The organism is Promicromonospora sp. NPDC090134, assembly GCF_044746965.1.
Lineage (GTDB): Bacteria > Actinomycetota > Actinomycetes > Actinomycetales > Cellulomonadaceae > Promicromonospora.
In genome coordinates, this window is record NZ_JBIVCZ010000011.1 from 177,895 (window position 1) to 199,744 (window position 21,850).

General features: G+C 72.2%; 15 protein-coding genes. 12 read left to right on the forward strand and 3 right to left on the reverse strand.

The window, feature by feature from the left end; translation table 11 throughout:
• Positions 1 to 196 precede the first annotated feature (196 nt).
• From ACIPN7_RS25405 to ACIPN7_RS25430, 6 genes are all read left to right on the forward strand, one after another.
• Entirely contained in the window at positions 197 to 1,888 is a 1,692-nt protein-coding gene (locus ACIPN7_RS25405) for an ABC transporter substrate-binding protein (RefSeq protein WP_400549126.1), read from the forward strand.
• 153 nt (positions 1,889 to 2,041) lie between these two features.
• A complete protein-coding gene (locus ACIPN7_RS25410) occupies positions 2,042 to 2,968 on the forward strand; it encodes an ABC transporter permease (RefSeq protein WP_400549129.1) in 927 nt (308 codons plus the stop codon).
• Complete coding sequence (locus ACIPN7_RS25415) at positions 2,961 to 3,920, forward strand: ABC transporter permease (RefSeq protein ID WP_400549132.1); 960 nt, start codon at positions 2,961 to 2,963, stop codon at positions 3,918 to 3,920. The genes ACIPN7_RS25410 and ACIPN7_RS25415 overlap by 8 nt, the downstream gene beginning before the upstream one ends.
• Positions 3,917 to 5,662, forward strand: coding sequence for a dipeptide ABC transporter ATP-binding protein (locus tag ACIPN7_RS25420; protein ID WP_400549135.1), 1,746 nt, complete (start codon positions 3,917 to 3,919; stop codon positions 5,660 to 5,662). Before ACIPN7_RS25415 ends, ACIPN7_RS25420 begins: the two co-directional genes overlap by 4 nt.
• A 205-nt stretch (positions 5,663 to 5,867) precedes the next feature.
• A complete protein-coding gene (gene typA, locus ACIPN7_RS25425) occupies positions 5,868 to 7,811 on the forward strand; it encodes a translational GTPase TypA (protein WP_400549138.1) in 1,944 nt (647 codons plus the stop codon).
• Positions 7,812 to 7,845: 34 nt separating this feature from the next.
• Positions 7,846 to 9,102 (forward strand): PIG-L family deacetylase, encoded by a 1,257-nt coding sequence (locus ACIPN7_RS25430; protein ID WP_400549141.1) that lies wholly within the window; start codon positions 7,846 to 7,848, stop codon positions 9,100 to 9,102.
• Between the two features lie 126 nt (positions 9,103 to 9,228).
• On the opposite strand, the gene ACIPN7_RS25435 is transcribed toward ACIPN7_RS25430, so the two are convergent.
• Positions 9,229 to 9,798, reverse strand: a complete 570-nt coding sequence (locus tag ACIPN7_RS25435; protein ID WP_400549144.1) for a hypothetical protein — start codon at positions 9,796 to 9,798, stop codon at positions 9,229 to 9,231.
• A gap of 93 nt (positions 9,799 to 9,891) precedes the next feature.
• Between ACIPN7_RS25435 and ACIPN7_RS25440 the strand changes: the two genes are divergently transcribed.
• The 5 genes from ACIPN7_RS25440 to ACIPN7_RS25460 all read left to right on the forward strand — a co-directional run bounded on the left by ACIPN7_RS25440 (position 9,892) and on the right by ACIPN7_RS25460 (position 16,792).
• The gene (locus ACIPN7_RS25440; protein WP_400549147.1) at positions 9,892 to 10,254 is read left to right on the forward strand and encodes a hypothetical protein; all 363 of its coding nucleotides are present in this window, start codon (positions 9,892 to 9,894) and stop codon (positions 10,252 to 10,254) included.
• Positions 10,255 to 10,702: 448 nt separating this feature from the next.
• Positions 10,703 to 13,915, forward strand: a complete 3,213-nt coding sequence (locus ACIPN7_RS25445; RefSeq protein WP_400549150.1) for a VanW family protein — start codon at positions 10,703 to 10,705, stop codon at positions 13,913 to 13,915.
• Positions 13,916 to 13,956: 41 nt separating this feature from the next.
• Positions 13,957 to 14,796: a hypothetical protein gene (locus tag ACIPN7_RS25450; RefSeq protein WP_400549153.1), complete on the forward strand. Its 840-nt coding sequence runs from the start codon at positions 13,957 to 13,959 to the stop codon at positions 14,794 to 14,796.
• Complete coding sequence (locus ACIPN7_RS25455; RefSeq protein ID WP_400549155.1) at positions 14,793 to 15,776, forward strand: prephenate dehydratase; 984 nt, start codon at positions 14,793 to 14,795, stop codon at positions 15,774 to 15,776. The genes ACIPN7_RS25450 and ACIPN7_RS25455 overlap by 4 nt, the downstream gene beginning before the upstream one ends.
• Positions 15,773 to 16,792, forward strand: coding sequence for a prephenate dehydrogenase (locus ACIPN7_RS25460; RefSeq protein WP_400549158.1), 1,020 nt, complete (start codon positions 15,773 to 15,775; stop codon positions 16,790 to 16,792). The genes ACIPN7_RS25455 and ACIPN7_RS25460 overlap by 4 nt, the downstream gene beginning before the upstream one ends.
• 57 nt (positions 16,793 to 16,849) lie before the next feature.
• On the opposite strand, the gene ACIPN7_RS25465 is transcribed toward ACIPN7_RS25460, so the two are convergent.
• Together ACIPN7_RS25465 and glgX are read right to left on the reverse strand one after the other, a co-directional pair.
• Complete coding sequence (locus ACIPN7_RS25465) at positions 16,850 to 18,565, reverse strand: FAD-binding dehydrogenase (RefSeq protein ID WP_400549161.1); 1,716 nt, start codon at positions 18,563 to 18,565, stop codon at positions 16,850 to 16,852.
• A 74-nt stretch (positions 18,566 to 18,639) separates the two neighbouring features.
• Entirely contained in the window at positions 18,640 to 20,946 is a 2,307-nt protein-coding gene (gene glgX / locus ACIPN7_RS25470) for a glycogen debranching protein GlgX (RefSeq protein ID WP_400549164.1), read from the reverse strand.
• A 71-nt stretch (positions 20,947 to 21,017) separates the two neighbouring features.
• On the opposite strand from glgX, the gene ACIPN7_RS25475 reads away from it, so the two are divergent.
• Positions 21,018 to 21,848: an electron transfer flavoprotein subunit beta/FixA family protein gene (locus tag ACIPN7_RS25475; protein WP_400549167.1), complete on the forward strand. Its 831-nt coding sequence runs from the start codon at positions 21,018 to 21,020 to the stop codon at positions 21,846 to 21,848.
• Positions 21,849 to 21,850: the final 2 nt, after the last annotated feature.

Genomic DNA, 21,850 nt, shown 5'->3' on the forward strand with positions numbered 1-21,850 from the left:
CTGGTCAGAACTGTTACCCGGTGTTACTCCCGCATACCGAGATGGTCACAACTCGGTGGCGTTTCCCTGGTAGTGGTCATCGGTGGGTGCGGGGAGCGGTTACGTTATTCCGTGATACCACGGGGCGCAACGAAGCGTCCGCATCGCTCCGGACGGCACCCGCCGTGCCGGGGTGTACTGCTACCCAGGAGGACACGTGACACCTCGAAAGCGACTTGTGGGGCTGGGCGCGTTCGCGCTCGCCTCGTCGCTCGTGCTGACCGCTTGTGGCGGTGGCAACAGCGGCGACGACGCGACCGGCGATGGCGCCAGCACCGGGATCGTGACGATCAGCAACGGTGAGCCCCAGAACCCGCTCGTCGGGTCGATGACCAACGAGACCGAGGGTGGACTCGTCGTCCAGCAGCTCTACTCGGGCCTCGTCTACTACGACGCCGAGGGCGTCGTGCACAACGAGATCGCCGAGTCGATCGAGTCGGACGACAACCAGACCTGGAACATCACCATCCAGGACGGCTGGGAGTGGTCCGACGGCACGCCGGTCACCGCGGCCAACTTCGTGGACGCGTGGAACTGGGCGGGCTACGGCCCCAACGGTGCCAAGGGCGCCGGCTTCTTCGAGCCCATCGAGGGCTTCGCCGAGGCGCAGGGTGTCCCCGAGTTCGACGAGGAGGGCAATGTCTCCGGCATGGCCGAGGAGCCGACCGCGGAGACGCTGTCCGGCCTCGAGGTCGTCAGCGACACCGAGTTCACGGTCAAGCTGACCCAGCCGGAGTCCGACTTCCCGATCCGCCTGGGCTACTCGGCGTACTTCCCGCTGCCCGACGCGTACTACGACGACACCGCGGCGTTCGGCGAGAAGCCGGTCACCAACGGTCCGTACGTGCTGGAGAGCTGGGAGCACGAGTCCGAGATCAAGCTGGTCCCGAACGAGGCCTACAACGGCCCGCGCAAGGCCCAGAACGGTGGCCTCGACTTCATCGTCTACACCGACGAGAACACCTCGTACGCCGACCTGCAGGGCGGGAACCTCGACATCCTCGAGAACGTCCCGACCTCGGCGATGAGCACCTTCGAGGAGGACCTGGGTGACGGCGCCATCAGCGAGCCGTCCGCCAGCTTCGCGGCCATGACCGTGCCCGAGTGGCTCCCCGAGTTCCAGGGCGAGGCCGGCCTCAAGCGCCGTCAGGCCCTCTCCATGGCGATCAACCGTGAGCAGATCACGGAGACGATCTTCGCCGGCACCCGTATCCCGGCCACCGACTTCACGTCGCCGGTCATCAACGGCTGGACCGGTGAGATCCCGGGCAACGAGGTCACCACGTACAACGCCGAGGAGGCCAAGGCCCTCTGGGACGAGGCCAACGAGGAGGACCCGCTGCCGGACGACTACGTCCTGACGATCCACACCAACACCGACTCGGACCACCAGGCGTGGGTCGAGGCCGTGTGCAACGGGTACATCAACGACCTCGACATCAAGTGCGAGATGACCGGTTACCCGACCTTCGACGAGGTCCTCAACGAGCGTGACAAGGGCCCGGACGGCAAGGTTGACGGCCTGTTCCGTGCCGGCTGGTCGGCTGACTACCCGTCGCTGCAGAACTACCTCGGCCCGCTCTACAGCAAGGCCGCGCTGGCTGGCTCGAACGACGGCCGGTACGAGAGCGACGAGTTCGACGCCGCGCTGAAGGAGGCCGCGGCCGCGCCCTCGCTGGACGAGGCCAACGTGCTCTACAACAAGGCGCAGGAGATCCTGTTCAAGGACCTCCCGGGTATCCCGCTGTGGTACTACTCCACGACCGCTGGGCACTCCGAGTACGTGGACAACGTGGAGTTCGGCTGGGACAGCATGCCGCTCCTGTACGAGGTCACCAAGTCGGAGTGACTGTGATCACGTCCGGTCTTCCGGCGTGACTCATCACCCCAGGTGACGGGCGGGGCGCGTGAACTGCGCGCCCCGCCCTCCACTGTGCGGAGCCAGAACACCGGGTGACGTCCTGGAGAATGTTCCGCAGCCATCAACCAAGGAGACCCACGAATGCTCTGGTACATCGGACGCCGGCTGCTGCAGGTGATCCCCGTGTTCCTCGGCGCCACGCTGTTGCTGTACGGGCTGGTGTTCCTGCGCCCCGGCGATCCCGTGGCTGCACTGGGCGGCGAACGCGGCCTGTCACCAGCGGCCGAGCTCGCCATCCGCGAGGCGTACCACCTGGATCAGCCGTTCTTCATGCAGTACCTCTACTTCCTCAAGGGTGTCTTCACCTTCGACATGGGCGTCACCTTCACCGGCCGCCCCGTCGTCGACGTGATCGCCCAGGCCTTCCCCGTGACGTTCCAGCTCGCCCTCATGGCGATCGTCATCGAGACCGTCTTCGGCATCGGCTTCGGCCTGTACGCGGGTATCCGCAAGGGCAAGCTCTTCGACTCGACGGTGCTGCTCTGGAGCCTGCTGCTCATCTCGCTGCCGACCTTCGTGATCGGCTTCGTGATGCAGGCCGTCGTCGGCGTACAGCTCGGCTGGCTGCCCATCACCGCCGGCCGTGACCCTGATTTCATCAGTCTTCTGATGCCCGCGATCGTGCTTGCCACGACCTCGTTCGCCTACATCTTGCGCCTGACACGGACGTCAGTCGTCGAGAACGCCACGGCGGACTTCGTGCGGACCGCCCGGGCCAAGGGCCTGCCGCGGGAGAAGGTCATGACGCGCCACGTGCTGCGCAACTCGCTGATCCCGGTGGTCACCTTCATCGGCATCGACCTGGGCAACCTCATGGCCGGCTCGATCGTGACCGAGGGAATCTTCAACATCAACGGCGTCGGCGGAACCCTCTACCAGGCGATCATCCGCGGCGAGAACGTGACGGTGGTGTCGTTGGCCACCGTGCTCGTCATCGTCTACATCTTCGCCAACCTGCTCGTGGACGTCTTCTACGCCGTCCTGGACCCGAGGATCCGTTATGCCTGACAACCGCTACGAGAAGACTCCCCGTCCGGGGCAGGAGCGCTTCGTCGCGCCTCCGGAAGTAGTCAAGGTCGGCGTGATCGACGCCGTCGACACGTCTGAGGCGCCGAGCAGCCTCTGGGCCGACGCCTGGCGCGACATGCGCCACCGGGCGCTGTTCTGGGTGTCCGCGGCGCTGATGGTGTTCGTCATCCTCATGGCGGTGTTCCCGGGGCTGTTCACCTCGGTCAGCCCCACGGAGTGCCACCTGGAGGACTCGCTGGGCGCGCCCACCGCGGGCCACATCTTCGGGTTCGACAAGCAGGGCTGCGACATCTACGCCCGCGCCGTCTACGGGGCGCGCGCGTCGGTCACGGTGGGCATCCTGTCCACGCTGTTCGTCGTGGTGATCGGCACCCTCATCGGTGCGATCGCCGGCTACTTCGGCGGCATGCTCGACACCCTGCTGTCCCGGTTCACCGACATCTTCTTCGCCGTGCCGTTCGTGCTCGCCGCGATCGTCATCATGAGCCTGCTCGACGACCGGAACGCAGTGGTCGTCGCCACGGTCCTGGCGGTGTTCGGCTGGACGTCGATCGCCCGGATCACGCGTGGTGCGGTGCTCGGTGTGAAGAACAGCGAGTTCGTCACCGCCGCCAAGGCGCTCGGCATGGGCCGGGGCGCGATCCTCGGCAAGCACGTGCTGCCCAACTCGGCCGCGCCGATCATCGTCTACGCGACGGTCGCGCTCGGTACGTTCATCGTCGCGGAGGCCACGCTGAGCTTCCTCGGCATCGGTCTGCCGACGTCGACCGTCTCGTGGGGCGGCGACCTCGCCAAGGCGCAGACGTCGATCCGGGTCGCGCCGGAGATCATGATCTACCCGGCGACCGCGCTCGCGCTGACCGTGCTGAGCTTCATCATGATGGGCGACGTCGTGCGCGACGCCCTCGACCCGAAGGCGAGGAAGCGATGACCACCACGATCACCCTCACCGACGGGACCACCGAGGACGCCCCGGTGCCCGTCGAGAAGCGCGACGACACCACGCCGCTGCTCGAGATCAAGGACCTGCAGATCTCGTTCACCACGGCGACCGGCACCGTGGAGGCCGTCCGCGGCGTGGACCTCACGGTCTACCCCGGGCAGTCCGTGGCGATCGTGGGCGAGTCGGGTTCCGGCAAGTCGACGACGGCGCACGCGATCATCGACCTGCTGCCGGGCACCGGCAAGGTGACCGCCGGGTCCATCTCGTTCGGCGGGCGCGAGCTCGTCGGACTGGGGCGCAAGCAGTTCGAGGACCTGCGCGGCCGGGAGATCGGCCTGGTGCCCCAGGACCCGATGTCCAACCTGAACCCGGTGTGGCGCATCGGCGCGCAGATCGACGAGGCGCTCGTCGCCAACGGCTTCCAGGGCAGCAAGGCGGAGCGCACCGCGCGTGTCGCCGAGCTGCTCAGCGAGGCCGGCCTGCCCGACGCGGACCAGCGTGCCCGCCAGTTCCCGCACGAGTTCTCGGGCGGCATGCGCCAGCGTGCGCTCATCGCGATCGGCCTGGCCTCGCGGCCCAAGCTGCTCATCGCGGACGAGCCGACGTCGGCCCTCGACGTGACGGTCCAGAAGAAGATCCTGGACCACCTGGAGGGGCTGACGGCGGAGCTCGGCACGGCCGTCCTGTTCATCACGCACGACCTGGGCCTGGCCGCGGAGCGCGCCGAGCACCTTGTCGTGATGTACAAGGGCAGGGTCGTGGAGTCCGGCCCGGCGGCGCAGATCCTCAAGGACCCGCAGCACGAGTACACCAAGCGGCTCGTGTCCTCGGCCCCGTCGCTGGCCTCCCGGCGCATCCAGTCCGCGCACGAGCGCGGGCAGGAGTCGGATGACCTGCTCGCCGAGCACGCCGACGAGGCCGAGACGACGGCGCCCGACGTCGTCGTGGCGAAGGACCTGACCAAGGTGTTCCACATCCGTGGTTCCCGGCCGGGTTCGCACACCGACTTCACCGCGGTGGACGGCATCAACTTCACGCTGCCCAAGGGGCACACCCTGGCGCTGGTGGGGGAGTCGGGCTCCGGCAAGTCGACGGCGGCCAACATGGTGCTGGGACTGCTCGACCCGACGTCGGGCACCGTCATGTACGACGGCAAGGACGTCTCGAAGATGTCCGCGAAGGAGCAGTTCTCGCTGCGCCGTCGCGTGCAGCCGGTGTTCCAGAACCCGTACGGGTCGCTGGACCCGACGTACTCGATCTTCCGGTCGATCGAGGAGCCGCTCGTCCTGCACAAGGTGGGCGACCGCAAGTCCCGCGAGGCGCGGGTGCGCGAGCTGCTCGACATGGTGTCGCTGCCGCAGGCGACGATGCGGCGGTTCCCGAACGAGCTGTCGGGCGGGCAGCGGCAGCGCATCGCGATCGCGCGTGCGCTGGCGCTCAAGCCCGAGGTGCTCGTGCTCGACGAGGCCGTCTCGGCGCTCGACGTGCTGGTCCAGGCGCAGATCCTGACGCTGCTCAACGACCTGCAGGCCGAGCTCGGGCTTTCCTTCCTGTTCATCACGCACGACCTGGCCGTGGTCCGGCAGATCGCCGACCTGGTGGCCGTGATGAAGGACGGCAGCATCGTGGAGCACGCGACCACCGACGAGGTGTTCGACAACCCGCAGCAGGAGTACACGCGAGACCTCCTGGCGGCGATCCCGGGCGCGAGCCTGGAGATCGGCGGCTGATCCTCCGGCGGTCCCGCAGACGTGTCAGACGCCCAGGTCACTCCGGTGACCTGGGCGTCTGACACGTCCGGGGGTGTTCACCGCACAGTGACACGGTCGACACCTGGGGATTTCGATTCGCGGGTAAGATGGGTGGTGCTGCGAGACCGGTCCCCTTCGGGCCAGAGTCCGCGCCCCTGACCTCCCTTCTGGAAATGAGTGCTTCGTGACCGTGCCTGCAACCGCGCCGACCTCGGCCCGTGCGACCCGTTCCGACCTGCGTAACGTCGCGATCGTGGCGCACGTCGACCACGGCAAGACCACGCTCGTGGACGCCATGCTCAGGCAGGCCGGGGCGTTCGAAGCCCGTCAGCACCTCGAGGACCGGGTGATGGACTCCGGCGACCTCGAGCGCGAGAAGGGCATCACGATCCTCGCCAAGAACACCGCGATCCGGTACTCCGGTCCCGCGGCGGCGGCGAACGGTGAGTCCGACGGCATCACCATCAACGTCATCGACACCCCGGGCCACGCCGACTTCGGCGGCGAGGTCGAGCGCGGCCTGTCGATGGTCGACGGCGTCGTGCTGCTCGTCGACGCGTCCGAGGGCCCGCTGCCCCAGACGCGCTTCGTGCTGCGCAAGGCCCTGGCGGCCAAGCTGCCCGTCATCGTCGTCGTGAACAAGGTGGACCGCCCGGACGCCCGCATCAGCGAGGTCGTCGCGGAGACGACCGACCTGCTGCTCGGTCTCGCCGGCGACCTGTCGGACGAGGTCGAGGACCTCGACCTGGACGCGATCCTCGACGTGCCCGTCGTCTACGCGTCGGCCAAGGCCGGCCGTGCCTCCACCGACCAGCCCGCCGACGGCGGCCTGCCGGGCAACGAGGACCTCGAGCCGCTGTTCGCGACCATCCTCGAGAAGATCCCGGCCCCGACCTACGAGGAGGGCGTGCCGCTGCAGGCGCACGTCACCAACCTCGACGCGTCGCCGTTCCTCGGCCGCCTCGCGCTGCTCCGGATCCACAACGGCACCCTGTCCAAGGGCCAGAGCGTCGCGTGGGCCCGCCACGACGGCACCCTGCAGAGCGTGAAGATCACCGAGCTGCTGGAGACCAAGGCGCTCGACCGCGTGCCGACCGACAAGGCCGGCCCCGGCGAGATCGTCGCCGTCGCGGGCATCGCCGACATCATGATCGGCGAGACGCTGACGGACATCGACGACCCGCGCCCGCTGCCGCTCATCACGGTGGACGACCCCGCGATCTCGATGACCATCGGTATCAACACCTCTCCGCTCGCGGGCAAGGGCGGCAAGGGCCACAAGGTCACCGCCCGCCAGGTCAAGGACCGCCTCGACTCCGAGCTCATCGGTAACGTCTCGCTGAAGGTGCTGCCGACCGAGCGTCCCGACGCCTGGGAGGTGCAGGGCCGCGGTGAGCTGGCGCTGGCCATCCTGGTGGAGCAGATGCGCCGTGAGGGCTTCGAGCTCACGGTCGGCAAGCCGCAGGTCGTCACCAAGACGATCGACGGCAAGGTCAACGAGCCGATGGAGCGCATGACCATCGACGTGCCCGAGGAGTACCTCGGCTCGGTCACGCAGCTCCTCGCGCAGCGCAAGGGCCGCATGGAGACCATGACGAACCACGGCACCGGCTGGGTCCGCATGGAGTTCATGGTCCCGGCGCGCGGCCTCATCGGCTTCCGCACGCAGTTCCTCACGGACACCCGCGGCACCGGCATCGCGGCCTCGATCTCCGAGGGCTACGAGCCGTGGCACGGCCCGATCGAGTCGCGCAACACCGGCTCGCTCGTCGCGGACCGCTCCGGCAAGGTGACGCCGTTCGCCATGATCAACCTCCAGGAGCGCGGCTCCTTCTTCGTGGACCCCACGCAGGAGGTGTACGAGGGCATGATCGTCGGCGAGAACTCGCGCAACGAGGACATGGACGTCAACATCACCAAGGAGAAGAAGCTGACGAACATGCGGTCCTCGACCGCCGACAACTTCGAGAACCTGATCCCGCCGCGCAAGCTCACGCTCGAGGAGTCGCTGGAGTTCGCGCAGGAGGACGAGTGCGTCGAGGTGACCCCCGAGGTCGTGCGCATCCGCAAGGTGCTCCTGAACGCCACGGACCGCGCCCGCGCCACGGCTCGCGCCAAGCGCGGCTGACGCTCACGCGTCGCTGAGTGCTGGATCTTCGCCCATGAACACGCGTTCCGAGGGCGAGGATCCAGCACTCAGTGCTTTCCGGGGGTTCTCCGGGGGTGTGCTGGCGGTGCACGCGCATCCCGACGACGAGACCTTGTCGACCGGGGGACTGCTGGCGGCCTTCGCCGCCGCCGGGCTGCCGGTCCGCGTGGTGACCTGCACGCGCGGGGAGCGCGGCGAGGTCATCGCCCTGGCCGGTACGACGTCGGAGGGCCGGGCCGGTCTCGAGGGCGACGGTCCCGCGCTGGGCGCCTACCGGGAGACCGAGCTGGCGCGCGCGCTCGTGGCGCTGGGCGGCGGGGTGGACGGCGCGGTCGAGCAGGTCTTCCTCGACATGCTGCCGCGGACATATGCGCAGGTAAACGGGGTTGCGGGCGCCGATTCCGGGCCCGTGGCCGGGCCGGTCTCCGAGCTGGCGGCCAGGGTGGTCCCGGGCCCGACGGCGGGTTCGGCGGTCCCGGTGCGGTACGAGGACTCCGGGATGGAGTGGGTGGCGCCCGGTGTCGCCGGACCGGCACCCGATTCCCCGCCGACGGCGTTCGCGCGGGTGCCGCTCGACGAGCCCGCCGGGCGGCTCGCGACGCTGATCCGCGAGCGGCGCCCCGCCGTCGTCGCGACGTACGAGCCCGGTGGGGGATATGGGCATCCCGACCACGTCCGGGCCCACGAGGTGACGGTCCGTGCACTGCGGCTCGCGGCGGACCCGGCGTGGCGGCCGGGCGGCGGTGAGCCGGTGCGCGGGGGCGAGCCCGGGGGCGGCGTCGGACGGCCGGACGAGCCCTGGGCCGGTGCCGCGCTGTGGCAGGCGGTCGCCCCGGCGACCGAGGTGCGCGTGGCGCGGGCGACGCTCGCCGACCTGCCGGAGGCGACGGCGCTCGCCGCGGCCGAGGGCCTCACGCCGGCGGACCCGCACGAGGATCTCCCGCCGTTCGCGAGGAACGACCTGCCCGGGTGGTCGGCCGGACCTCAGGTGATCGGCACCTCGGACCACCGATCACCTGACGAGCTACCGATCATGTCGGTGGGCCGCGGAGTGGGCCGAGTCGGCGGGGAGCGGATCGTGCGGCTGGACGTCGGCGGCGTGCTCGGGCGGGTCGTCGCGGCCATGCGCGCCCACGCCACCCAGGTGCAGCATGCGACGGCGTTGCCGCAGGCCGTCGGGCCGGTCGCCGGCTGGTACGCCCTGTCCAACGGGGTGCTGGCACCGATCCTCACGACCGAGACCTACGTCGTCGTCGATCCCCTCACATGACGAGCCACGCTGTCCGCGCACATCACCTTTGAGGCCCGGGTTTCTTCGCTTTGAGAGTGCTCAAAGCGAAGAAACCCGGGCCTCAAAGGTGATGACGGTGACGGCGCGCCCAGGGCGCGTCCCGGCTCAGCGCTCCTGGAGGGCGTCCAGGCCGATCGCCATGGCGGTCACGAGCCGACGGTCGAGCCGCGGGTCCTGGATGGTCACGACGTACCGGTCGCGCAGGCCCCACTTCTTCTCCACGGTGAACGCGGGCCGCCCGTCGATCGTGAAGTCGAAGTGGTACGGCAGCCAGGCGATCTCGACGAGCCGCCGGATCACGGCGACGCCGAGGTTCCGCTCGGTCCCCGTGGCCACACCGAGTCCGGGCTGCTCGACGTGCCAGGTGCTGCGCAGCAGCGACTTGGCGAAGTCCTTGCGGAACGTGCCGATCGGGGTGTCGCCCGCGTCGACGACGTCGTAGGTGGCGCCGAGGTCGACCACCTGGCGAGCCTTGAAGCCGAGCACCGACTCCTGCTTGGTGTCGTCGGTGTAGAGCGTGACCTGCTCGCGGAAGGCCAGGCGCTTCTGCTGGGCGAACGCGTAGAGGTCACCCTCGGAGCCGTCCGGCAGGGCGCCACGTACCTCGTACTGGTTGACCAGCATGCGGATCCGCTGTCGAACGATGAGCTGCGTCTGATCCTGGAGCGTATTCACCCGCGGAGTGTTCCACACATGCAGAGTCCTCCCAGGTGGATGCTGGAGAATGCTCGGGTGAACTCCTCCCGACGCCCGCTCGGACGAACGATCGTGCGCACTCTTCTGGCCGTCGCGCTCGGCGTCGTGATGGGCGCTCTCGGGACGGTGGTGCACCGGTACGGGGCCGATCCCCTGTACCTCGGACTGATCCTCGCGTTCGCGCTGACGGCAGCGGCCGGCGTGCTCGCGCGCGCCTGGGCCGGTTACGGCACGCTGCTCGGGTTCGGCGTGGGCTGGGTCGGCATCGTGCAGGCCCTGTCTCTGCCGGGCTCCGGGGGCGACGTCGTCGTCCCCGCCGGCGTGCTCGGCATGGTCTGGTCGTACGCGGGGGTGGCGATCCTCGCCGTCGTCGCGTTCCTGCCGTCCTCGTGGTTCGCCGAGGTCCCGGCCCGCCGGGATCGGCCCGCTGCCTGACCTCTGCCCATCTTCGCAGGGTGGTTCAGGATGGTGGGCAGGATTGATACGAAACCTCCACCTCGGGGCGTCCAGTACGCGGCCTTGGGCAGGATTCTCGCTGGATAGGATGCCCGGCAGGGCGACTCCGTCCAGCGGATTCGCCGCGGGTCCGGTGCGCCCTTGGGGACGCGGAGAGCCCGCGTCTCGGGTAGTTGCACGGAGCGTGCCGATGGGTCAGCCGACCGAGCGTGACGAACCGCTCGAGCCGACATCAGACGAGAACACCGGGGCTCAACCTGCCCCGGCCGTACCGCCTCGCTTGTACCAGAAACGCCCTGGCAGCGTGCCGCGACAGACGTCGCAACCCCCGGCACGTCCGTCGGCCGCCCAGGCCGCGCAGCCCGCAGTACCGGCCGGTCGACCGACCGCTCAGCCGGTTCCCCGATCCGCAGACAAGGTCGAACCTGTGACCGCTCCGGAACATTCCGAGCCCACCAAGGCCCCGTCCGTCCCTGCCGCACCGCCGGCAGGGGTTCCCTCCGCGCCCGGCGACGCCGCGCCCGACAACACTCCGAGCGACGCCTCGGACGTCGAGGCGCCCGCCGTCGGCGCTGCCGAGCCCTCCGTCGGTGCCTCCGAGCCCGCTGGTGCGCCGGTCGCTCCGGCTGAGCCCGCGCCGGCCGCGCCTGCGCCGGCCGCGCCTGCGCCGGCCGCGCCTGCTCCGGCCGCGCCTGCTCCGGCCGCGCCCGCTGCGGCGAGCGTGCCCCGCGCCGGGACCGCGCAGGACTGGGCGAGCACGCCGAGCCCTGAGGCATCCGCGGCCGGTCGCCCGGGAGACGCCGCGGGTGAGCCCGCGTCGCCGGCGCCCGCTCCGAGCGTGCCCGACGTCGAGAAGCCCGCCGCGGCCCCGCCTGTCGTGCCGCCGGCGGTTCCGGCCGGTGGAGCACCTGCCGATGGTGCTCCGGCCGGTGCGGTTCCGGCTGCTGCCGCCGTCCCGCCGGTCGAGCCGGTCCCGTCCGCGAGCACGCCGGAAGCCGATCGCCTGGCCGGCACCTCGACCGCCTCCGCGGCGAGCCGGCCTGTCGCCGCGCGCCAGTCCGCCGCTGAGGGGGAGCCCGCCACGCCGGGTGCCTCTGCCGCCGCGGCCAAGCCCGCCGCGTCGACCCAGGCTGCTGCTGCGAACCCGCCTGCTGCTGCGAACCCGTCTGCTGCGCCGGCCAAGCCTGCCGTGCAGGCCGCAGCGGACGCCGCGGCCAGGCCCGCGGCTCCGAGCAACGCCGCCCCGGCGGCCGACGCCGCGACCAACGCCGCCGTGACCAAGTCCGCCGCCGCGACCAAGCCAGCCGCCGCGACCACGCCCGACGCGCAGGCCGAGCCCGCCACGCCGGCGGTCGACGACGCCGACCAGGTCGCCGTGCTGCAGACCGTCGTCGCGGAGCTCGCGACGCCGCCGACCAAGGTCGCCAAGCCACGGAACGGGTACACCCCGCGCGTCTTCGCGTTCGACCGCCCGCCCAAGACCGGCGCCGCAGCGGCAGGTACCGCCGCAGCGGCAGGTACCGCCGCAGCCGCGGGCACCGCCGCCACGGCAGGCACAGCAGCCGCAGGCACCCTGCCCACCGCACCCGACGCCAAGGCGGACACCACGACCAGCACCGAGTCGGCCGCCAGGACCGGCGCCCCGACGGACCCGGCCGCCGCCACCCCCGTCCCGCCGGCCCCCGCGCCGCCGTCGGTCCCGCCGTTCGCACCGCGCCCCGGCGCGGCGCCGTCGGACCCGGCCGCCGCGCCCACGGCCGAGGCCGGCCAGATCCCGTTCCTCAAGCCGCTGACCGGCGCGATCCAGCGCGTCGCGCGCCCCTGGGCGCCGGTGCGCCCCGAGGCGACGCCGCTCGCGACGTCGGCCCCTCAGGGGCCTGGCGGTCCGGGCGGACCCGGCGGTCCCAACGGACCCTCGGGTCCGAACGGTCCGGGCGCAGCGGGCCAGGACGGCTTCTTCGGCCTCGCCGGTGACGGCGCGCCGAGCCGTGGCCCCAAGATCGCCCTGCTCTCGGTGCTCGGCGCCGTCGTGCTGTTCGCGATCTACGCCTTCGCGGCGTGGGGCGTGAGCGACACGGTGCCCAAGGAGACCACCGTGGCCGGCGTGAACGTCGGCGGCATGACGCAGGCGGAGGCGGCGTCGGCGCTGACGGAGCAGCTCGGCCCGCGGCTCAAGGAGCCGATCGACCTCACGGCGGGCGAGGGCAAGGCTCAGCTCTCCCCGGAGCCCAGCGGCCTGGCGATCGACGCCGAGGCGACGACGGCGGAGCTCACGGGCTTCTCGCTGAGCCCGGCGCGCATGTGGGCGCACATGTTCGGCGGTGCCGAGCAGGAGCTGGTTCTCGCCATCGACTCGGAGAAGTTCGACGCCGCGGTCGCGGGCCTGGAGGAGTCGCTCGCGGTGGAGCCCGTGGACGGCACCGTCGGGTTCGTCGACGGGCAGGCGGTCAAGACGGACGCGAAGGACGGCTCGCGCATCGTCGCGAGCGAGACCTCGCGCATCATCCAGGAGCGCTGGCTGCACCAGGACGGGCCGTTCGACCTGCCCGTCGAGCCCGTCGACCCGGTGATCACCCAGGCGCAGACCGACAAGCAGTTCGCGGTGGCGCAGAAGATCGTCTCGGCGCCGGTCACGGTCTCGGTGGGCGGCCAGCAGCCGCAGCTCTCGCCGCAGGTGCTCTCCGGACTGATCCGGTTCGAGCAGAAGGATGACCAGCTCGTCACCATCGTGGACCGGGAGGCGACCGTCGCGGCGATCGTCGACGCCACCACGAACCTGCTCGAGGTCCCGTCCGACGCCCACTTCGAGTTCGCGGGCGGCAAGCCGACCGTCGTCGCGGGCAAGACCGGCACCACGCTCGACCCCGCCGAGGCGGGCAAGGCGGTGCGGATCGCCGCGACGGGCGACGACCGTGAGACGTCGGTCGAGCTCGTCGAGCAGGACCCCAAGGACACCGTCGAGTCGCTGGAGGCCCTGGGCGTCAAGGAGGTCGTCTCCGAGTTCAGCACGCCGCTCACGAACGAGGCCGTGCGCACCCAGAACCTGGTGCGCGGGGCGCAGATGGTCACGGGCAACCTCATCAAGCCGGGCGAGACGTTCTCCCTGCTGGAGGCGCTGGCCCCGATCACGCTGGAGAACGGGTACTTCGACGCGGGCGTCGTCGAGAACGGCGAGCACGTCGAGGCGGTGGGCGGTGGCCTCTCGCAGATGGCCACGACGTCGTTCAACGCGGGCTTCTTCGCCGGGTTCGAGGACGTGGAGCACCACGCGCACTCGTACTGGTTCCCGCGCTACCCCGCGGGTCGCGAGGCCACGATCTACGTGGGCGCCAAGGACATGAAGTTCACGAACGACACCCCGTACGGCGCGGTCATGCAGGCCTACGTGTCGGGCAACCAGCTCACGGTCCGGATCTGGAGCACCAAGTACTACACGGTGCAGGAGAACACGAGCGCGAAGCGGAACATCGTGCCCAAGACGACGATCCACGACTCGTCGTCCGACTGCCAGGCCTACCCGGGCGGCGAGGACGGCTTCTCCGTGACCATCTCCCGCAAGGTGCTCCACGACGGCAAGGTCGTCAAGGAGAACTCGTTCAACCACTCCTACAACCCCGACAACCCGGTCGTGTGCGACTGACCCGTGCGGCTCTGAGGCCCCCGCGGCGGTAGGTTCGGCACATGCTTGGACGTAGCGAGCGGGAGTCTCCCGCGCACGCGGTGCTGGCCGCGCGGATGGCGGGATGGAACGACCCGGTCGAGCTGCTCGACCTCGGGACCACGGCGGACACCCTCGCCACGGTCGCGAGCATCGAGGCCCTGGCGGCCGTGGTGCACCTGGGACACCCGGAGCACCCGGCGCCGGGCCTCGAGCGCGCCCTCCTGGAGGGCGCGCCGTCGCTCATCGTGACGTCGGCCGTGGCCGTGCCCGGCCAGTGGGTCTGGGTCGGGGCGAACGCCACGGTGGGTCAGGTCGTCATCGACGAGGCGGGCATGCGGGACTGCGCGGGCGTGCTCCGCGGCCTCGGGGTGAGCCCGCGCCTGGTGCCGACCCGCACCAGCGTCGAGGAGCGCATCGCGCTCGCCGGCGAGGGCGGGTCGCTGGTGATCGAGCGCTCCCGGGTGCCCGCGGGCTTCGCGGAGCTTCCGGACAGCGCGGCCCTCGCCGAGGGCGGCCCGGTCTGGTACGGCCTGCTGGAGTCCCGCGACGACTGGCCCCCGTTCACCCAGCCGGCCCAGGTGTGGCTCGCGTTCGGCCCGGCCGACGACCACCTCGGCTCGCTGCAGCCCACGCTCGCGGTCATCGCGGACGCCGGGCTCGACCTGGACCACCTGCGCAGCCAGCCGTCGTCGGGCGGGCCGCACGTGTTCTTCGCGTCGTTCTCGTGCCCCACCTCGCAGACGCTGAGCGTGCTGGTCGGGGCGCTGACCGAGCGCGGCGTCGCGCACCGCACGCTGGCCGTGCTGCCGGGCGAGGCGTTCGTGCCCGGGCCGGACGCCCTGACCCCTCGATGGGCATGACGGCGCCGGGCGGCCGCCCGGCGGGCGGCACCCGGGTGGCGTACCTGGGCCCGGAGGGCACGTTCACCCACCAGGCGGCGTTGGAGTGGGCGCGCCGGCACGGCGGGCCCGACGACGACGTGGCCGCCGAGCCGCTGGACACCGTCAAGGACGTGCACGACGTCGTGGCGGCCGGCGGCGCGGACGTGGGCGTGGTGGCGATCGAGTCCTCCGTGGAGGGCTACGTGGTGCCGTCCCTGGACGCGCTGCTGTCCAGCGCGGACGTCGTCGCCGTCGACGAGGTGGCCCTCGACGTCTCGTTCGATGCCTTCGTGCGGCCCGGCCACGGCGACCTGACGGAGGTGTCGGCGCACCCGCACGGCCTGGCGCAGTGCTCCGGCTTCGTGACCGGCACGGGGCTGGCGACCGCCCCGGCGTCGTCCAACGCGGCGGCCTGCCGCGACGCCGGACCGGGGACGATCGCCCTGGGGCCCACGATCTGCGGCGAGCTGTACGGGCTCCAGACGTACGCGAAGGCGGTGGAGGACTTCAAGGGCGGCCGGACCCGGTTCCTCGTGCTGACCCGGCGCAGCGCGGCCGCGGCGCACCTGGCGCGGTCCCGCGCCGCGGGCGCCACGGACTGGAAGACGATGCTGGCGATCACCCCCTCGGTGACCGGTCCGGGCGTGCTGGCGCGGATCACCGCGGCGTTCGGCGACCGGGGCGTGAACATGTCGAGCCTGATCACCCGGCCGGTCAAGGCCCAGGAGAGCAAGTACGCGTTCGTGGTGACCTTCGACGAGGCGCCGTGGGACCGGGGCGCGCGGGAGATGCTGAGCGACCTGCTCGCCGCCGGTGACTCCCTCAAGACGCTCGGCCTGTTCCCGGCCGGGGCGGGCTTCCGGGCGCTCGAGGGCGTGCTCGACCCGGACCACGTGCCGGTCGGCTCCGTGTCGGCGAAGGACTCCGCGGAGGACCGCGAGCGGGGCCTGCTGTGGTGAGCGTCGGCGTCGTCGGGCTGGGGCTGGTCGGGGGCTCGCTCGCCCGCGCCCTGCAGGCAGCGGGCGTGCCCGTGGTCGCGACGGATCCCGTCTCGGGCGGCGAGGCGCGCGCGGCGGGCCTCACGGTGGCCGACGACGTCGCGCGGCTGGCCGCGAACCGGCCGGATCTCGTGGTGCTCGCCGCGCCGCTGCGCGCCATGCGGTCGGTGGCCGCGGAGCTGGCCGAGGCGCTGGCGGACGAGCCGGGCTGGGACCCGACGGTGACCGACGTGGGGTCGGTCAAGGGCCCGGTCCGGGAGGCGGTCGCCGAGGCGGGGCTGGGGGAGCGGTACGTCGGGGCGCACCCGATGTCGGGGACCGAGCACAGCGGGTTCGCGGCGTCGTCGGCGGAGCTGATGCAGGGCGTCCCGTGGGCGGTGACGGTGACGGCCGGGACCGATCCGGAGCGCCTGCTGCAGGTGCTGGGCCTGGTCACGGGCCCGCTGGGCGGCACGGCGGCGGTGCTGACCGACGAGCTGCACGACGAGGCCGTCGCGCTCGTGTCCCACGTGCCGCACGTGCTGGCCAACCAGCTCCTCGGCGCCGTGGCCGGCGCGCCCGTGCGGGACGTGGCGCTGCGGCTGGCCGCGGGCTCGTTCCGCGACGGGACCCGGGTCGGGTTCACCGACCCGCGGCGCACCGAGGCGATGGTGACCGAGAACGCCGCCTGGGTGGCCCCCGTGCTGCGGCTCGCGGCCCGGGACCTGGAGCGGCTCGCGGACGCGCTGGACTCCAACGCGCCGACGCACTGGTTCTTCGACCGCCCCGAACCGGTCCGGGAGCGGCTGGGCCGGGGCGGGACGTCGCGGGTGACGGGCTTGCGCCCGGGCGACGGCGCCGACGGGGCCGGCGGCGAGGCCGGCCGGGACGTCGAGGCGGTGCCGCTCACGGGCGACTGGCCCGCGGAGCTCCTGTCGCGCTGCACGCAGGGCGCCGTGGTGATCACCCTGGAGAGCGGCAAGGCCCTCCTGCGCTAGCGGCGTGTGACCAACCCGCTGACTCGGCGGCTCATGCTCGGCGAGTCAGCCGGCGGGTTACAGCGCCGCCGCCAGGGCGCGGCCCGTCGTCCGGCCCGTGAAGAGGCAGCCGCCCAGGAACGTGCCCTCCAGCGCGCGGTGCCCGTGGGCTCCGCCGCCGCCGAAGCCCGCGGCCTCGCCCACGGCCCACAGACCCTCCAGCACCTCGCCGTCCGGGGTCAGCGCCCGGCCGGTCTCGTCGCACCACAGGCCGCCGAGCGTCTTGCGGGTCAGCACCGACAGCCGCACGGCGAGCAGCGGCCCGTCCTGCGGGTCGGTGAGCGCGCGCGGCGGCGACACCCGGATGGCCTTGTCCACGATGAAGTGCCGCGCGGCCGACGTCGCCACGACCTGCGGGTCCTTGCCGAGCCCGGTGGCGACCTGGGCGTCGCGGGCCGCGATCAGCGCGGCCAGCGCGTCCCCGTCGATGTGCCCGTGCGACCCGTCGGTGGCCGACGTCAGCGCGTTCATCCTCGCGGCGAGCTCGGCCGGGGTGTCCGCCCAGAGGAACTCCTCCGACTGCTCCGCGAAGGTACGCACCGGCACCGACCGGCCGCGCACCCGCTCCAGGAGCAACGGCACGGACTTGCCGGTCAGGTCAGGGTTCTGCTCGGAGCCCGACAGCGCGAACTCCTTCTCCATGATCGTCTTGTTCAGCACGAACCAGGAGTGGTCGTCGCCGCGGGTGGTCACGTGCTGCAGGGCCCCGAGCGCGTCGAAGCCGGGGAACAGCGGTCCGGGCAGCCGGTTGCCGTCGGCGTCGAGCCACAGCGACGACGGGCCGGGCAGGATCCGGATGCCGTGCCGGGTCCAGACCGGCGAGTGGTTCGCGATGCCCTCCGGGTAGTGCCACATGCGGTCCTCGTGCACCAGCGCCGCGCCGGAGTCGGCGGCGACCCCGAGCATGAGGCCGTCGGTGGAGTCCGGCACGCCCGAGAGCATCCGCTCCGGCAGGCGGCCGGCGCCCGCGGACCAGCGGGCGCGCGCCAGGTCGTGGTTCGCGCCGATGCCGCCGCTCGCGATCACGACGGCCTGGGCGGACAGCTCCACCTCACCGGTCACCGTGCGGCTGGACGGCTCGCCACGGCCGGCGGCGTCGTCGGCCAGGATCTCCGCGCGGACGCCGGTGACGCGGCCGTCGGTGACGACCAGGGAGGTGACCCGGTGCCGGAAGCGCAGGTCGAGCAGCCCGGCCCGGTTGGCCTCGTGCGCCGCGGCGACGAACGGCTCGACGACGGCGGGGCCGGTGCCCCACGTGACGTGGAACCGCGGCACCGAGTTCCCGTGCCCGCCGGCCGGGTAGCCGCCCCGCTCCGCCCACTGCACCAGCGGGAACCAGCGGACCCCCTTGGCGTGCAGCCAGGGTCGCAGGTCGCCCGCGGCGAACTCGACGAACCCCTGGGCCCACCGGTACCCGAACCGGTCCGGTCCCTCGCCGTGCTCGGCGCCGGGATCGAACTGGGCGGAGCCCAGCCAGTCGGAGAACGCCAGCTCGGCGGAGTCGCGCACCTTGAGCCGGCGCTGCTCGGGGGAGTCGACCAGGAACAGCCCGCCGAACGACCACCAGGCCTGCCCGCCCAGCGACGCGGCCGGCTCCTGGTCGAGCAGGACGACGCGCTTGCCCGCGGCGGTCAGCTCGGTCGCGGTGACGAGCCCGGACAGGCCCGCACCGATGACGATGACGTCGGTGGTCCCCGCGGTGGCAACGTCGTTGTTGTGGACGGAGTCAGTCATGTGCGCACCTTAGCCAGGACCGTCCCCCCGCGGTGCCGCAGACCCCGCATCACTCGGGTGAAACGACCGGTCGGTCAGGTGCCCCGCGACAGCAGCACGTTGATGTTCAGCGCCTCCAGGGTCACCGACGTCCGGGGCCCGGTCTCATCGTCCGGCACCACGGGCGCGTCCCACGCGGAGTCCCAGACCAGCTCCCACGGCGCGGCGCCGTCGCGCGGCGGGAGCGTCACCTCGACGTCGTCCAGGCCGCCGTTGATCACCAGCAGCACGTCCGCGTCGCCCGCGGCCGGGCCGGGACGCAGCATCTGCAGCACGCGCCGGCCGGGCTGGTTCCACGTGTCGACCTCCATGGCCGCGCCCGTCTCGGAGAACCACAGCAGGTCGGTGTCGGTCTCGTGCGGCCGGGGTGAGCCCAGGAAGAACGAGTCGGCCCGCAGCGCCGGGTGCTCGCGCCGCAGCCTGAGCAGGTACCGGGTGGTCTCCAGCAGGTCGGTCGCGGCGTCGTCCAGGGCCCAGCGCAGCCAGGACGTCTCGTTGTCCTGGACGTAGGCGTTGTTGTTGCCGCCCTGGGTGCGGCCCAGCTCGTCGCCCGCGGTGAGCATGGGCGTGCCGGCGGCCAGGAGCAGGGTGCCCAGCAGGTTGCGCTGGGACTTGCGGCGCGGCGGCACGATCGCCTGCCACGGCTCCGTCGTGGCGTCGTCGCCCGAGGTGGTGTGGCCCTCCAGCCCGTGGTTCCACGACAGGTTGTTGTCCGACCCGTCGCGGTTGTCCTCGCCGTTGGCCTCGTTGTGCTTGTGGTCGTAGGCGACCAGGTCGGCGAGCGTGAAGCCGTCGTGCGCCGTCACGTAGTTGACCGACGCCACGGGCCCGCGCACCAGCGGCGGGTCGCCCGGCCCGAACAGGTCGGCGCTCCCGGCCAGCCGCGTGGCCAGGTCCCGCAGGCCGCGCATCTCCTGTCCGCGCACGCCCTGCTTGGGCGCGTCCAGCCAGAACCCGCGCGCGGCGTCGCGGAACCGGTCGTTCCACTCCGCCATGGGCGGCGGGAACGAGCCCGTCTGCCAGCCGCCCGGGCCCACGTCCCAGGGCTCCGCCACGAGCTTGAGCCCCGACAGAACCGGGTCCGTCTGCAGCGCCACCAGGAACGGGTGGTCAGGGTCGAACCCCACGTTGCCGCGGCCCAGCGTCACCGCGAGGTCGAACCGGTACCCGTCCACGCCCACGGTCTCGGCCCAGAAGCGCAGCGAGTCCAGGGCGAGCTGGATCACGCGCGGCCGCCGGAAGTCCAGCGAGTTGCCCGTGCCCGTGACGTCCGCGAGCGCGGCCGGCGAGGCGCCGTCGTGCAGGTAGTAGACCGGGTTGTCGAGGCCGCGCCAGGCCAGGTGCAGGCTGTCGTCGCCGCCCTCGCAGGTGTGGTTGTAGACCACGTCGAGCAGCACCTCGATGCCCGCCTCGTGCAGCAGGTGGACCATGCCGCGCACCTCGTCGAGCACGGCCTCCGCGCCCTGCTCCTGCGCCGCCCGGGTCGCGTACGCGGCGTTGGGCGCGAAGAAGCCGAGCGTGTTGTAGCCCCAGTAGTTCGACAGCCCGTGCGCGGCGAGCCGCGACTCGGCCACGCTCTTGTGGATGGGCAGCAGCTCCAGCGTCGTGACGCCGAGGCTCTTCAGGTGCTCGACGACGGCCGGGTGCGCCGCACCCGCGTACGTGCCCCGCAGCTCCTCGGGGATGTCCTCGCGCAGCATCGTCAGCCCGCGCACGTGCGCCTCGTAGACCACGGTGTCGGCCCACGGCACGCGCGGCCGGGTGAGCGGCGGGGGCGGCGGCAGCGGCCCGACGACGACGGAGTGCGGCACGTACGCCAGGGAGTCGGCCGCGTCCGGCGGGCCGTACGGGTCGCCGAGCCACCAGCCGTCCTCGCGTTCCGTGCTCACCGACCCGACCACCTCGGGCCCGTAGCGCAGCCGGCCCGCGAACCCGCGGGCGTACGGGTCGGCCAGCAGCTTGGCCGGGTTGTGCCGCAGCCCCGCGCGCGGGTCCCACGGCCCGTACACGCGGAACCCGTAGCGCTGACCGGGCGCGACGTCCGGCACGTGCGTGTGCCACACGCCGTACACCGGCCCCACCATCTCGAACCGGCGCTCGGTGTACCGGGCCGGGTCGTGCTCGTCCAGGGCCGGGTCCGTGACGTCGATGAGGCACAGGTCCACCGCGGTCGCGTGGGACGCCAGCACGGCCGCGTCGATCCCGCCGTCCGGCGTCACGTACACGCCCAGCGGCGGCACGTGGCTGCGGCGGGCCGACGGCCGGATGAGCGGCCGGACGACCGGGCGGGGCACCGGGTCGCCCGGCGCTCGTTGCGGTTCTGCTCGTCGTGACTGCGCCATATGCCCCATCGTCTCAGGCCCGCTGGTGGACCCGATCCGTCCCACGCCGCCGGACGTCGTACGGTTACCCCATGCGCATCGTGGTCACCGCCAAGTACGTCCCGGACATCAACACGGAGCGTGGCTTCTCCGACGGTCGGGTCGTGCGCACGGCCGGGGAGGGCACCCTCAACGAGCTGGACGAGAACGCGATCGAGGCGGCCCTGCGGATCGTCGAGGCGGAGCGCGCCTCCGGCCGGATCGGGGCGGACGAGGGCGAGGTGGTCGTGGTCACCATGGCCGGGCCCGACGGCGACGTCGCGCTGCGCAAGGCGTTCCAGCTCGGCGTGGACCGGGGCATCCGCGTGTCCGACGACGCCCTGGCCGGCTCCGACTACTTCGGCACCGCCGCGGTGCTCGCCGCCGCCGTCCGCACGCTGGGCGACGAGGCGCCGGTGGACCTCGTGGTGACCGGCATGGCCGCCCTGGACGGCCTGGGCTCCGTGGTCCCGACGCTGCTCGGCGCCGAGCTCGGCCTGCCCACGCTGAACCTCGCCAAGAAGGTCGAGCTGGCCGAGCCGACGGACGCGGGGCAGCGGGCGCTGACGATCACCCGCGAGATCGACGACGTCACCGAGTCCCTGACCGCGCCGCTGCCCGCCGTCCTGTCCGTGACGGACGGCGCCAACCAGCCGCGGTTCCCGGGCTTCAAGCTGATCATGGCGGCCCGCAGCAAGGAGATCGAGGTCTGGTCCCCGGCCGACCTCGGGCTCGACCCGGCCGTGGCGGGCAGCGCGGGCGCCCGCACCGAGACGCTGTCGGCGGCCCCGCGCCCCGCGCGCCCGGAGGTGGAGCTCGTCACCGACAAGGGCGAGGGCGGCGTGGCGCTGGCCGACTTCCTGATCCGCAACGACCTGGTTTGAGA